General features: G+C 64.2%; 12 protein-coding genes. 5 read left to right on the forward strand and 7 right to left on the reverse strand.

The window, feature by feature from the left end; all coding sequences use genetic code 11:
- Nucleotides 1-5: 5 nt before the first annotated feature.
- From metG to mazG, 5 genes are all read left to right on the forward strand, one after another.
- A complete protein-coding gene (metG, locus tag ACH0BU_RS03685) occupies nt 6-1553 on the forward strand; it encodes a methionine--tRNA ligase (RefSeq protein WP_145119109.1) in 1548 nt (515 codons plus the stop codon).
- A complete protein-coding gene (locus tag ACH0BU_RS03690; RefSeq protein WP_500263782.1) occupies nt 1553-2329 on the forward strand; it encodes a TatD family hydrolase in 777 nt (258 codons plus the stop codon). Before metG ends, ACH0BU_RS03690 begins: the two co-directional genes overlap by 1 nt.
- Nucleotides 2326-3090 (forward strand): MBL fold metallo-hydrolase, encoded by a 765-nt coding sequence (locus ACH0BU_RS03695; protein WP_125944945.1) that lies wholly within the window; start codon nt 2326-2328, stop codon nt 3088-3090. Before ACH0BU_RS03690 ends, ACH0BU_RS03695 begins: the two co-directional genes overlap by 4 nt.
- Nucleotides 3087-3260, forward strand: coding sequence for a hypothetical protein (locus tag ACH0BU_RS03700; RefSeq protein ID WP_156167271.1), 174 nt, complete (start codon nt 3087-3089; stop codon nt 3258-3260). The genes ACH0BU_RS03695 and ACH0BU_RS03700 overlap by 4 nt, the downstream gene beginning before the upstream one ends.
- A gap of 135 nt (nt 3261-3395) precedes the next feature.
- Nucleotides 3396-4169 carry a nucleoside triphosphate pyrophosphohydrolase gene (gene mazG / locus ACH0BU_RS03705; protein WP_296222903.1) on the forward strand — a complete coding sequence of 258 codons (774 nt, stop codon included), beginning with the start codon at nt 3396-3398 and terminating at the stop codon, nt 4167-4169.
- 29 nt (nt 4170-4198) lie between these two features.
- Here mazG and hflX read toward each other — a convergent pair whose 3' ends face one another.
- The 7 genes from hflX to dusB are packed head-to-tail and all read right to left on the reverse strand — an operon-like array spanning nt 4199 to nt 13292.
- The gene (hflX, locus tag ACH0BU_RS03710) at nt 4199-5506 is read right to left on the reverse strand and encodes a GTPase HflX (RefSeq protein WP_296222902.1); all 1308 of its coding nucleotides are present in this window, start codon (nt 5504-5506) and stop codon (nt 4199-4201) included.
- On the reverse strand, nt 5503-6069 hold the full coding sequence (gene hfq, locus ACH0BU_RS03715; RefSeq protein ID WP_269430575.1) for an RNA chaperone Hfq: 567 nt from the start codon (nt 6067-6069) through the stop codon (nt 5503-5505). The genes hflX and hfq overlap by 4 nt, the downstream gene beginning before the upstream one ends.
- A 51-nt stretch (nt 6070-6120) precedes the next feature.
- On the reverse strand, nt 6121-7488 hold the full coding sequence (gene ntrX / locus ACH0BU_RS03720) for a nitrogen assimilation response regulator NtrX (protein WP_125944949.1): 1368 nt from the start codon (nt 7486-7488) through the stop codon (nt 6121-6123).
- Nucleotides 7489-7491: 3 nt separating this feature from the next.
- A complete protein-coding gene (locus ACH0BU_RS03725; protein ID WP_046410587.1) occupies nt 7492-9732 on the reverse strand; it encodes a sensor histidine kinase in 2241 nt (746 codons plus the stop codon).
- A gap of 52 nt (nt 9733-9784) precedes the next feature.
- A complete protein-coding gene (gene ntrC, locus ACH0BU_RS03730) occupies nt 9785-11233 on the reverse strand; it encodes a nitrogen regulation protein NR(I) (RefSeq protein ID WP_296220228.1) in 1449 nt (482 codons plus the stop codon).
- Nucleotides 11233-12294, reverse strand: coding sequence for a two-component system sensor histidine kinase NtrB (locus tag ACH0BU_RS03735; RefSeq protein WP_125944952.1), 1062 nt, complete (start codon nt 12292-12294; stop codon nt 11233-11235). Before ACH0BU_RS03735 ends, ntrC begins: the two co-directional genes overlap by 1 nt.
- Nucleotides 12294-13292 carry a tRNA dihydrouridine synthase DusB gene (dusB, locus tag ACH0BU_RS03740; protein ID WP_145119123.1) on the reverse strand — a complete coding sequence of 333 codons (999 nt, stop codon included), beginning with the start codon at nt 13290-13292 and terminating at the stop codon, nt 12294-12296. The genes ACH0BU_RS03735 and dusB overlap by 1 nt, the downstream gene beginning before the upstream one ends.
- Nucleotides 13293-13371: the final 79 nt, after the last annotated feature.

The following is a 13371-nucleotide window of genomic DNA, read 5'->3' on the forward strand; positions in this document are numbered from 1 at the left end:
GGTCTATGGGCGACCCGTTCTATATCACCACCGCAATCAGCTACCCTAATGGGCGGCCACATATCGGCCACGCATATGAGGCGATCGCCGCCGATGCGATTGCCCGCTTTCAACGGCAGGCCGGGCGTGACGTGCGTTTCCAGACCGGCTCCGACGAACATGGGCTGAAGATGGTCCAGACAGCGCGCGATCGCGGCGTGGCGGTTGCTGATCTAGCCACCGAGATGTCGTCACATTTCAGGGCGATGTGCGACAGCCTTAACATTTCCTATGACCGCTTCATCCGAACCACCGATGCCGATCATTATGCCGCCAGCCAGGCCATCTGGCGGGCGATGGAAGCGGCCGGCGATCTGTATCTCGATCGTTATGAGGGCTGGTATTCGGTCCGCGACGAGGCGTTCTACGACGAGAAGGAGCTGACCGAGGGGGAAGGGGGCGAGAAGTTGTCCCCGCAGGGCACGCCGGTGACCTGGACCGCGGAGGAGACATGGTTCTTCCGCCTCTCCAAATATCAGCAGCCGTTGCTAGATTTTTACGCCAGCAATCCGGACTTCATCCGTCCGGAATCGCGCCGCAATGAAGTGATGCGCTTCGTTGAGGGTGGCCTGTCGGATCTGTCGATCTCGCGCACCAGCTTTGACTGGGGGGTGCCGGTGCCGGACAGTCCGGGGCACGTCATGTATGTCTGGGTCGACGCGCTGACGAACTATCTGACGGGGGTCGGCTACCCCGATGGCGATATGAAGCACTGGCCGGCCGATCTTCACCTGATCGGCAAGGACATCGTTCGCTTTCATGCGGTCTATTGGCCCGCCTTCCTGATGTCGGCCGACATCGCCTTGCCCAAGACGGTGTTCGGCCATGGCTTCGTCCTCCATCGCGGCGAGAAGATGTCGAAGAGCCTCGGCAACGTCATTGATCCGGGCGACCTGGCGAAAGCATTCGGCGTCGATGCGCTGCGCTATTTCCTGCTGCGCGAGGTTAGCTTCGGGCAGGACGGCAGCTATTCGGCCGAGGCCATCGTGGCGCGGGTCAATGCGGAACTGGCCAATTCGTTCGGCAATCTGGCGCAACGCACCTTGTCGTTCATCGCCAAGAACCTGGGCTCACTGCCTGCGGACGGACGCGCAGAAGAGGCCGACGGCATCCTGATCGAGGAAGTCATCGTGGCGGCCGCCGGGCTGAAGGCCGCATTCGGCGACCTGATGCTGAGCCAGGGGATCGAGGCGTGGATGCGCGGCGTCTTTGCCTGCAACCAGTATATCGACGCTCAGGCGCCGTGGGCGCTGCGCAAGACCGACCCCGAGCGGATGAATGCCGTCCTGCGGACGCTGGTGCGGGCCATCCGCATCCTTGCCATCGCAATCATGCCGGTCATCCCCGCCGGTGCGAGCGCGATCCTCGACCAGCTCGGCGTCGCCGCTGATGATCGTGATCATGCCGCGATCGATGACGACGGCTGGTATGCGCGTCGTGTGGCCGAGGGCGCGCCGGTTGCCGCACCGTCGCCCGTGTTCCCGCGGCTCGAGATCCCGGCGGAGGCCGCCTGATGCTCGCCGACAGCCATTGTCATTTGAATTACAAGGGGCTGGTGGAGGAACAGCAAGCCATCCTCGAGCGCGCCCGCGCGCGCGGCGTGACGGCGATGCTCAACATCGCGACCCGCGAGAGCGAATGGGCGGATGTTCTCGCGACCGCCGAGCGCGAGCCGGATGTCTGGGCCACCGTTGGCATCCATCCGCATGAGGCGGACCAGCACCCGCACATCGACTCCCAGCGGCTGGCAGAACGCGCGCAGCATCCGCGGGTCGTCGGCATTGGCGAATGTGGCCTCGACTATCACTACGACCACTCGGATCGTCAGCAGCAGCAGCGCAGCTTCCGTGCCCATATCGCGGCCGCGCGAGAGGCTGGCGTGCCCATCGTCGTGCACACGCGCGATGCGGAGGATGATACCGCCGCCATTCTTCGTGACGAACTGGAGAAGGGGGCCTTCACCGGCGTCATTCATTGCTTCACGGGAACCGGTGAGTTCGCGGACATCGCGCTGGATCTGGGGTTTTACATTTCGATCTCCGGGATCGTCACCTTCAAGAGCGCTGCCGCGCTTCAGGAGGTTGCCGCCCGGCTCCCCGCGGACCGCTTGCTGATCGAAACCGACGCGCCCTTCCTTGCTCCCGTTCCTCATCGTGGAAAGACCGGCGAACCGGCATTCGTTGCCGACACGGCTGCCTTCCTGGCGAAGCTGCGGAGAGATGATGTCGCCGAACTACAAGAGGTTACCGCGCGCAACTTCCACAAACTCTTCAATAAAACCCTGGCATGAAGGTCCGCATTCTCGGTAGCGGCACCTCCACCGGGGTGCCGAGGATCGGGAACGACTGGGGCGAATGCGACCCCAACGAACCGCGCAACCGTCGCACCCGCGTTTCATTGCTGGTGGAGGCCGAGGGGACGCGCGTTCTTGTCGATACGGGGCCGGACATGCGACAGCAGTTGCTGGCGGCCGATGTCGGAATCGTCGACGCGGTCATCTGGACGCACGAACATGCCGATCATGTCTTCGGCATCGATGACCTGCGACAGATTTTCCATCAGCGTGGTGAACCCGTACCGGCTTACGCCCGTTCACCGACCCGCGAGCGCCTCGACGACATGTTCGGCTACGTCTTTCATGGACGTGGCGGATATCCGCCGACCGTTTCCCTGAGCGCTCTGCCTGACCGGATCAACATTGGCCCGCTCACCATCAGTTCGACGGATCAACCGCATGGAAGGATCACCTCGGCGGGGCTGCGGTTCGAGCACGGTGGAAAGTCTGTCGGTTACGCGACAGACCTCAGCGGGATGACGCGAGAGATGCGCGCGCTTTACGGAAACCTCGATCTCTGGATCGTGGATGCGCTGCGTCGCAAACCACACCCGAGCCATCCGCATCTCGGCAAGGCGTTGCAATGGATCGAGGAGCTAGCGCCCGGCCACGCGGTTCTCACGCACATGGATCAGTCGATGGACTATGCGACGCTTCGAGCGGAACTGCCGCCGCACGTTGAGCCGGGATATGACGGCCTGGAGTTCGACTTGTGACCGGCGGCGCGCAGGTGTGGCTGCTTGCATTGATGCTGATCCTGCCGATTTCGGCGCTCGTTGCGCGGCGGTTGCCCATGCGTCGGTCAATAAAGCTCGCGCTTATCTGGATTGTGCTGTTCGCGGTCGTGACGCTGGTGTTCACGCAGCTCGAGCAGTTTGCCCGGTAACGCAGTGCGTGCGCCACGTAAGAGGGCCGCAACGCTCGATATCCGTGATTTAACATAATACATATTATCGCATTGTGAGTCTTAGCCTCTGGGCTTGCGTTTGCGGAAGTTGTGCGGCCGGTTTATCGCCCGCCTATGTCAGATGCATCCTCCGCTCTCGTGCGACTTCAGGCGATCATGGCCCGACTGCGGGATCCTGTTGCGGGCTGTGAATGGGACAAGGTGCAGACCTTTCAATCGATCGCGCCCTACACCATTGAGGAAGCCTATGAGGTTGCCGACGCGTGCGACCGCGGCGATATGCATGAACTGAAGGATGAACTCGGCGACCTGTTGCTACAAGTCGTGTTCCACAGCCGAATGGCTGAGGAGGCTGGCCATTTCGACCTGAAGGACGTTGCAGCGGCGATCGCGGACAAGATGGAGCGGCGCCATCCCCACATCTTCGGCGACGCCCCCGATGGCGGGCATCATCTGTGGGAAACGATCAAGGCTGAAGAACGCGCCGCGAAGGACGACGGCAGTGCGCTGGCCGGGGTTGCGCTTGGCCTGCCGGCGCTGCTGCGGGCCGAGAAACTGCAAAAGCGCGCCGGCCGCGTCGGCTTCGACTGGCCCGACGCGACCGGTCCGCTTCAAAAGATCCATGAGGAAATAGAAGAAGTTATCGAAGCGAGCGATCAGGACCGCAAGGAAGAGATCGGCGATCTTTTATTCGCGGTAGTGAATTGGGCCAGGCATCTGGGCGTGGATGCCGAGGCTGCGCTTCGATCCGCCAATGCCAAGTTCGAAACGCGCTTCCGGGCCATGGAAACAGCCGCTGGCGGTTCGATTGCGGCACTTGACCTCGACGGTCAGGAATCGCTCTGGTCCGAAGTGAAGCAGGCTGAAAAGGTGGCCGCGACAGACTAGAGGGCGGAGCATCGTGCCCCGCCCCCCTTTCAGGTCTCGGCCTCTCCTGCGGAACGCTCGTTGAAGCGGGCGAAGTCACCGGGCGCCATGCGCACTTCATAGATGGCTGTATCACCCTCGATCACCTGATCGATGACCTCGCCATGTTGGTGCAGCCACGCCGCACTGGCGCCGTCGCTGGTGGCGAGACGGATCGAGTATCGCTGATGCCCCTGCGTCAACCGGTCGGATAGCAGCCTGACAAGTTCATCGACCCCTTCCCCCTTGATCGCGGAAAGGGGAACCACATCATCGCGGCGCGCCGCCTCGGCGAGCAGATGATCCCGATCCGGTCCATCGAGCAGGTCGATCTTGTTCCAAGCCTCGATCCGCGGCGTCGCCTCGGACACGCCGATCTCTGCCAGCACCGCTTCCACATCCGCCTTCTGCGCAGTCGTATCGGGATGTGCCACGTCGCGGACATGGACCAGCAAGTCAGCGGAGATCACCTCTTCCAGCGTTGCCTTGAACGCCGCGACAAGTTGGGTCGGCAGTTCCGACACAAAGCCGACGGTGTCCGACAAGATCGCCTTGTCGATGCCCGGAAGGCTGATCTGACGAAGCGTCGGATCGAGCGTCGCGAAGAGGAGGTCTTCGGCCATTACATGCGCGCCGGTGAGGCGGTTGAAGAGCGTCGATTTACCCGCGTTGGTATATCCGACAAGCGCGATGACCGGCCAAGGCGCGCGTTGACGGCGTTCCCGGTGAAGGCCGCGCGTACGCGTCACCTGATCGAGCTCGCGCCGCAACCGTGCCATGCGATCCCGGATCAGTCGCCGATCGGCCTCGATCTGCGTTTCGCCCGGGCCACCGAGAAAGCCGAAGCCGCCGCGCTGACGCTCAAGGTGAGTCCAGCTGCGTACCAGCCGGCCCGCCTGATAATCGAGGTGTGCCAGCTCCACCTGCAGCCGACCTTCGGCAGTCGCAGCGCGCTCGCCAAAGATCTCCAGGATGAGACCGGTCCGGTCGATGACCTTTGCCTCTAGCTGAGTCTCCAGGTTGCGCTGCTGGATTGGGGAGAGCGCCGCATCGAACACGAACAAGGTGGCCTCTTCCTGCCGCCCGAGTGTCGCCAGCTGTTCAACCTGCCCCGATCCGATCAGCGTGGCAGCACGCGGCGTGCGCACGCGAACGGCGTGCCGTTCGACGACATCGACGCCGATGGCGGCAGCAAGGCCGGCGGTTTCTTCAAGCCGCGCATCGGCATCGCGCGAGGAGCCACCAAGATCGGGGTACACGACGATAGCGCGCGCGCCCCGGGCGAATTCCTCGCGATCGCGGTCAAAACCGGTGCTCAATCCTCGTCAGACCCGCTGTTCTCGTCCGCCAGGTTCAGCGCGCGAGCCGGCTGGATGGTGGACACCGCATGTTTGTAGACCAGCTGCGACGTGCCATCGCGCTGAAGCAGCATGCAGAACAAGTCAAAGGCGGCGATCTGGCCCTGCAGCATCACGCCGTTGACCAGGAACATCGTTACCGAATCCTCGGAGCGACGCACCGCGTTGAGGAAAATCTCCTGCAGCAGCGGCTGCTTCTTGGTCGATTCGCCCAGCTGATCGACGATTGCGGCCACATCGATCTGCGCGCCCGGCATGATCGTGGAAATCGCGTGCTTGTAGATGAGCTGGCTCTGTCCGTCGCGGCGCAGGAGGACCGAGAAATTGTCGAACCAGGTGACAATGCCCTGAAGCTTGACGCCCTTCACGAGGAAAAGCGTGACCGGGGTCTTCGACTTGCGCAGGGCGTTGAGGAAGAGATCTTGAAGAGAGCTTTGCTTATCGGCCATCGTTCGATGCCCTTTCGTTTTTTTGGCGAGGTTTTCCCCGCGATGCGCCGGTGCCCGGCGTCGGATGCGGCCCAAACGGCACGCTTCGCCCTATGTAGGGAGCCGCCCGATACTGGTCCAGATCGATCAATCCTCGCGCGTGTCCGTAATCCCCAGCAGCTTCAGCTTGCGGTGCAATGCGGAGCGCTCCATTCCGATGAAGGTCGCCGTCCGCGAAATGTTGCCCGAGAACCGGCGGATCTGCACCTTCAGATATTCCCGCTCGAACGTCTCACGTGCTTCGCGCAACGGCGCGCCCATGATCGCGTTCGCACCGCCGCCCCCCTGATCGCCGAGCACCTCCCCAGGTAACAGGTCGACATCGATCCGCGCGATGCGATCGCCCGGGGCAAGGATGATGGTCCGCTCGACGACGTTGCGCAGCTGCCGCACGTTGCCCGGCCAATCATAGGATTGCAGCGCCACCATCGCGTCGGTTGCGACTTCCGGCGTCGTAACCCGGCGCTGTGCCGCATAATGCGCGACGAAATGCTCCACCAGCGCGGGAATGTCCTCGCGCCGCTCCGCCAGCGACGGGATGACGACCGGCACCACGTTCAGCCGGTAATATAGATCCTCGCGGAAGCGCCCATCGGCGATCTCCTGCGTCAGATCCCGGCCGGTCGCCGACACCACCCGCACGTCGACCTTCACCACGCGCGTCCCGCCGACCCGCGTGAAGCTCTGATCCGTCAGCACCCGCAGGATCCGCCCTTGCGTCGTGATCGGCATGTCAGCGATCTCGTCGAGGAACAGCGTGCCGCCATGGGCCTGCTCCAAGAGACCGGGTCGAACGAGATCGCCCCCCTCCTCCACGCCGAACAATTCCTCCTCGACACGTTCGGGCGTCATGTTGGCGGCACTGACCACAACGAATGGCGCTGCGGCTCGCTGGCTCCAGCCATGAAGGAGCCGCGCTGCCACTTCCTTGCCGACACCTGCCGGGCCGACGATCATCACCCGGCTCCCGGTCGCGGCGACGCGCTTCAACGTGGCACGAACGGCATTGATCGCGCTGGAGCTGCCCGTCAGGTCGGTATCGCTGCCAGCGGAGGCACGAAGATTTGCCACTTCGCGGCGCAGACGCTCGGTTTCGGTTGCCCGCTCCACCATCAGCAGCAGGCGTTCGGCCTGGAACGGCTTTTCGATGAAGTCGGCCGCACCCTGCCGGATCGCGGCGACGGCCGTGTCGAGATTGCCATGGCCCGAGATGACGAGGACCGGGATCGAGGAGTCCCGCCGCTTGATCTCGGCGAGTAGTTCCAGGCCGTCGAGACGCGAGCCTTGAAGCCACACGTCAAGCAGGACCAGGCTGGGGCGGCGCGCAGAGATCGCTTCCAGCGCGGCATCGCTGTCCGCCGCGGTGCGGGTGTCATACCCCTCGTCCTCGAGCACACCGGATACGAGTTCGCGGATATCGAGTTCATCGTCGACGACAAGGATGTCTAACGCCATGGCTTATGCGGTCCGATTGCGAGTCAGGGCGGCGAAACTGCCGCCTTCGGTCTCAGATTGATCGTCTTCTCGTCCGGCGACGCCGGCCAGCATGACCACGTCAAAGGTCATGGTCACCAGCGTGCCGCCCTCGGGACGGTCGGTGAAGGTGATGGTTCCGAAATGTTCCTCCACGATTTTCTTCACGATGGCGAGGCCGAGGCCAGTGCCGCGCGCGCGGGTGGTCATATACGGCTCGACGATACGATCGCGCTCAGGGGGCAGCCCAATGCCGTCGTCAGCGACGGTGATCACTGCACGGCCATCCTCTTGCGTCAGGGTCATCAGGATCGTGCCCTCCCCTCGCCCGGTCGCTTCGATCGCCTCTACCGCGTTCTTCACGATATTGGTCAGCGCCTGTCCGACCTGGCGGCGATCACAGACGAGGACCGGTCCCGGTTCGTCATGTCGCATCTCGAAGCGGATGCCCGCATGCGCGACCTCGTGCAGGAACATCGTTTGACGCGCGACGTCGACCAGCGACTCTTCACGGAACACCGGCTTGGGCATCCGCGCGAAGGACGAGAATTCGTCGACCATGCGGCGCAGATCGCCGACCTGCCGCACGATCGTCTCGGTCAGCCGGCTGAATGTCGTGTCCCCTTCCTCCACCTTGGCGCCATAACGGCGCTGCAGGCGCTCGGCAGCCAATTGGATCGGGGTCAGCGGGTTCTTGATCTCGTGCGCAATACGCCGCGCGACATCCGACCAAGCCGCGCGGCGCTGGTCCAGCAACTGCTGAGTGATGTCGTCGAAGGTCAGGATCGGGCCGGTTGGAACACGGGCGATCCGTACAGCCAGCGTGCGCGCCTCGCCGGCCGCTGCCAGCTGAATGATCGCCTCCCGCGCTGTCCCGTCGAGCAACGCTGCCAGTTCCGGCGCGACGACGGACAGCGGCATGCCGATCGGTGGATCGCTGAGACCCAGCAGCATCTGCGCCGAATTGTTGATCAGCCGGATCGTCCGATCAGGCGCGATCGAAATGACGCCAGCGGAGACCCCCGACATAACGGCCTCGATCAGCGAGCGACGGCTGTCGAGTTGGGCGTTCGCGGTAACCAGCGCCGTATTCTGCTCCTCGATGCGCTCTGTCATGCGGTTGAACGCGTTCGACAAAGTGCCAACCTCGTCCCGCTCCTGCGTTTCCGGCACACGGGCCGTCAGGTCGCCGCCTTCCACCCGCCGCGCTGCGTTGACCAGTTCCGCGACCGGCCGGACTAGCCGGTCCGCAACGGCCAGCGCGATCCATACCGCGACACCGACGATCAACAGCGACAGCAGGAGCAGCGCAGCGTTGAAGCGCAGTTGCAGCGTGCGAGCGCGCACCAGAAGCTGGCGATAATTGGCCAGTGCGGCCTCGGCTCGCTCGGTCTGGGTGGTCATTTCCTTCGGATTGGTCACACGTGCTGCGTAGAGATACACGCGGCTGGACCCCGGCAACCGCGTCACCGTCTGGATCCGGTCGCCCGTCACGGTCACCACACTGCGCTGACCGCGCGCCAGCTTTCGTACCGCCTCCGCCGACACCTGACGTGCCAGATCCAGGTCATAGGGGTTGACGAAAGCGAGCGTCTGCAACTCGCCATTCGGTGCCACCTGAAACAGCAACGCCTCGGACAGGCTGCGAAAATAGGTTTGCTGGAACAGGAACGCGCGGAACTGGGGGTCCTCGATCGGCCGCTCGTTCAGTTCGGTCGAGATATCGCTCGCCATCGTGACGGTGGCTTCTTCCCACCGCTGGAGGATCTGGTTGTAGGAGGTGCGCGTCAGCGTCGTCGCGTTCTCGAACACCGCACGCGCGCGGTCCGAGTACCAGAATTGCACGCCATATTGGAACAACAGGGAGGCGGCGATCGTGACGAGCACCATCGGCACGGCGGCAACGATCGAGAAGAGCGCGACGAGGCGGACGTGAAGCCGCCCCTCGCCGCCAACCGGGGAGCGCGCCGCGCGGCGGCGTGCGATCCGGCGCCCCAGCAGCATCATCAACGCCACGCCGGGGACAAGATTGGCGACCAGCAACAGTGCCACAACGGCAGGCGCGATCAGCCCCTCCGGACGGCCCGTGTGGGCCACGACGACATACGTCGCGAACGCTATGCCGATGGCAATCGCAAGAACGCCGATCTCGACCGCAGGCGTTACGCTCCAGCGGCGCGGCAGGGCGACCAGGTCGGTTGTTCGAGGTGCCGTGCCGGCAGTCATCTCGGTAACGCTACAACAAGAGTGTTGCAGAGAAAACACATAATACGTGCGTTCACCGCGCCTCTGGTGCGGGTGGGCGGACGGCGGGATCTATACCAAGCGTATCCAGCCGTTTTCTCAAGGTGTTCCGGTTCAATCCGATCGCCCGGGCAGCGCGGAGTTGATTGCCACCGTGGCGAGCCAGCATCACCTCGATCAAGGGACGCTCCACCTCGGCCAGCAGCCGGTCATAGAGCGTCCCGTCGTCCAGCGACCTTGGATCACAGCGGGCCAGCCGTTCGATGAAGGCGCGGACCGCAGCCTCCAGCCCGAGATCGGCAGGCAGCGAGACTGCCTGCCCCCCGCCCTGCCCCAGCATGGCCGCGATTTCGCCGGCCGAAATACTTTCGTCCCGTGACAGCGCCGCCAGGCGTCGCATCAGGTTTTCGAGCTGGCGAACATTGCCCGGCCAGTCATGCTCAGCCAGCGATGTCACCGCGTCATCATCGAGGACCTTGCGCGGCAAGCCTGCGTCCGCTGCGCGCTCGAGAAAATGGCGGGCCAGGATTGCAATGTCCTCGCGCCGCTCGCGTAGCGCGGGAAGATCGATCGGAACGACGTTCAGGCGGTAATAGAGGTCTTCGCGAAACTGCCCGTTGGCAACGGCCTGCTGGAGCGCGCGATTGGTGGCCGCGACGATCCGGACGTCGGCGCGCATGATCCGGGCGCCGCCCACCGTCGTGAACTCGCCGGACTGAAGCACGCGCAGCAATCGCGTCTGCGCCTCGATCGGCATGTCGCCAATCTCATCAAGGAACAATGTGCCCCCCGCGGCCTGTTCGAACCGCCCCGCCGTGCGCTGCGCCGCGCCCGTGAACGCGCCGCGTTCATACCCGAACAGCTCCGCCTCGATCAGGTCCCGCGGAATTGCAGCCATGTTGATCGCCACGAAGGGCGCGGAACGGCGCGGTCCCAAGTCGTGGATGGCGCGCGCGACCAACTCCTTGCCCGTCCCCGACTCACCGGAAATGAGGACCGTCAGGTCATTCGACACGACTCGGGCAATGACGCGGTAAACCTCCTGCATCGCCGGCGAGCGGCCGATCAGCGGCAGGCTGGCATCCTCCCCGTCCTCGCTGCGCGGTGCAAGCTCGCGACGACGAGCCAGAGCGGCCGCGACGGTGCGAGTCAGCGTTTCGAGATCGAAGGGCTTCGGCAGGTAATCATAGGCGCCAGCCTCGTTCGCGCGGACAGCGGTGGTCAGCGTGTTGCGGGCGGAGAGAACGATAACGGGAAGATTCGGCAACTCGCGGGACAGGCGCTCAGTCACGTCGATGCCATCGCCGTCGGGCAGCACCACGTCGGTCAACAGAACATCGGGCCGGCCCGCGGCGAGTTCGCGGTCCAGGTCGGCGATGCTCGACGCGGTGCGTACATTATGACCAGCACGTCGCAGCGCCTGGGCCACGACCACTCGGATCGCGTCATCATCATCAACCAGCAGGATCGCGCCGCCCGCCATCAGTCGGCGGCCCGCTGCAGCAGGATCCGGAACACCGTCTCGTTCGGCATGCCTTCACGCGAATATTGCACGATCCCGCCCATATCGCGGACCAGCTTATCGACCAGCGCGAGGCCCAAGCCTTTCCCCTCCGGCCGGCTGGACACGAAGGGATCGAACAAATGCTCGGCGATATCCTCGGGCGCCCCGGGACCGCTATCGATCACGCAGATCTCGATCGGCAAGGGCATCCGCGGTCGCCCGGGCGCAGGTGCGACCGACATGCCGAGCCGGAACGAGGTGGTGAGCGTAATCCGCCGCTCGCCGATCGGGCCCAGGGCGGTGGCCGCATTCTTCATCAGGTTGAGCAGGACCTGCAACAAGGCATCGCGGTTCGCCAGCGCCGGGGGGAGCGACGGATCGAAGCGCTCCTCGATCGTGATGCCGCGCGCAAACCCGGCACTTGCCGCATCGCGCGCGTGCGCCAGCAACGGATAGATGTTGAGCGGCTCCACGGCGAGCGGACGCGTGTCGGTGAAATCCTCCATCCGGTCGATCAACGCCGTCACCCGATCGACCTCATCGATCACCAGGCGGGTCAGTTCCGCTGGCTCCGCACCGTCCGCGATCAGCTGGGCGGCGCCGCGAATGCTCGACAAGGGGTTTTTGATCTCATGCGCCAGCATGGCCGCCGCTCCTACCGCTGAGCGCGCGGCCGCCGCGCGATCGGCAGACACGCCCAGGCGCCGGGATGTCGCGGCATTATGGAGCGTGATGACCCGCCAGCCGGGCTGGTCCAGCAATTCCGTCGCCGCCAGATCAACGCGCAGCCGCTGACCGCGGGCCGTCGTCAACGCGAGGTCAAAGGCCGCGAATGCCCTTCCCTCCTGCCCGTCCACCTCATCCGGCAGTGGCAGTACGTCGCCGAGCGCCCGACCCCTCATCGCCCGTTCGGAAAGGTTGAGCAGCAGCTCGCACTCGGCATTGGCCTGTGCGATCCTCGTCTCCGGGTCCACGACCATCACGGCGACTGGCAAGGCTGCCAACAGATCGGCCGGATCGGGACCGCGCCGCGCCTGCATCAGGCAGCGGCGTTCAGGCGATATGGCGCGTAGAATTCTGCCAGCATGGCGAGCACGCGCTGCGCATCCGCCTGCTGGTTCACCGCGTTGCGGAACTCTGCAGAACCGTGGATCCCCTTGGTGTACCAACCGATATGCTTGCGCGCCATATTGACGCCTGTCACCGTGCCATAATGGCTCAGCATTGCTTCATAATGCTCTACGATCACGCGATATTGTTCGTCGAGCGAAGGGTCCGGACGCGCCGTTCTGCCCGCCAGCGCATCCATCACCTGCCCGAGCAGCCAGGGACGACCATAAGCACCACGCCCGATCATCACGCCATCGGCACCGGACTGGTCCAGCGCCGCCTCTGCATCGGCGATTGAGCAGATGTCGCCATTGACGATCACGGGCAGTTCGATCGCGTCCTTCACCTGCCGGACGAAGCTCCAGTCGGCGGAGCCCTTGTACATCTGGTTCCGGGTACGGCCGTGAACCGTGATCATCTTCGCGCCGAGATCCTGCGCAATGCGGGCAAGCTCTGGCGCGTTCAGACTGTCATGGCACCAACCCATGCGCATCTTCACCGTTACGGGCGCCGACACGGCCTTAACCACCGCGTCAATGATCGCGCCCGCGTTCTTCAGATCACGCATCAGCGCAGATCCCGCATCCCCGCTGGTGACCTTGCGCACGGGGCAGCCCATGTTGATGTCGATGATCGCGGCGCCCTTTTCCTCCGCGAGCTTGGCTGCCTCCGCCATCTCATAAGGCGTGCAACCGACCAGCTGCATCGAGACTGGCTCTTCGGACAGATGCCACGCCGCCTTCTGGATCGACTGCCGCGTCTCGCGGATCGCCGCCTGGCTGGCGATCATCTCGGTCACGTTCAGGCCCGACCCATAGCGCCGCACCAGCGTCCGGAACGGCTGATCAGTGACGCCAGTCATCGGCGCGAGCACGACCGGCTCGTCGATCCGCACGGGTCCGATCTGGATAGGGGCGAGCTTACGCATCAACAGTCTGCCTGAAAAACGGGCAGGTAGGCGATCAACGTGGTGCTGGCAAGGCGTCGCGCTTCTCGCTAGGCGCCCG

Origin of the sequence: Sphingomonas olei, assembly GCF_045369765.1 — a bacterium.
Classification (GTDB): Bacteria; Pseudomonadota; Alphaproteobacteria; order Sphingomonadales; family Sphingomonadaceae; genus Sphingomonas; species Sphingomonas panaciterrae.

Bases quoted from the DNA above. Each gene is read 5' to 3' on its own strand.
- dusB (WP_145119123.1), bottom strand. From the start codon at position 13,292: ATGCGTAAGCTCGCCCCTATCCAGATCGGACCCGTGCGGATCGACGAG.
- mazG (WP_296222903.1), top strand. From the start codon at position 3,396: ATGTCAGATGCATCCTCCGCTCTCGTGCGACTTCAGGCGATCATGGCC.
- ntrC (WP_296220228.1), bottom strand. From the start codon at position 11,233: ATGGCGGGCGGCGCGATCCTGCTGGTTGATGATGATGACGCGATCCGA.
- ACH0BU_RS03690 (WP_500263782.1), top strand. From the start codon at position 1,553: ATGCTCGCCGACAGCCATTGTCATTTGAATTACAAGGGGCTGGTGGAG.
- ACH0BU_RS03735 (WP_125944952.1), bottom strand. From the start codon at position 12,294: ATGCAGGCGCGGCGCGGTCCCGATCCGGCCGATCTGTTGGCAGCCTTG.
- metG (WP_145119109.1), top strand. From the start codon at position 6: ATGGGCGACCCGTTCTATATCACCACCGCAATCAGCTACCCTAATGGG.
- ntrX (WP_125944949.1), bottom strand. From the start codon at position 7,488: ATGGCGTTAGACATCCTTGTCGTCGACGATGAACTCGATATCCGCGAA.
- ACH0BU_RS03725 (WP_046410587.1), bottom strand. From the start codon at position 9,732: ATGACTGCCGGCACGGCACCTCGAACAACCGACCTGGTCGCCCTGCCG.
- ACH0BU_RS03695 (WP_125944945.1), top strand. From the start codon at position 2,326: ATGAAGGTCCGCATTCTCGGTAGCGGCACCTCCACCGGGGTGCCGAGG.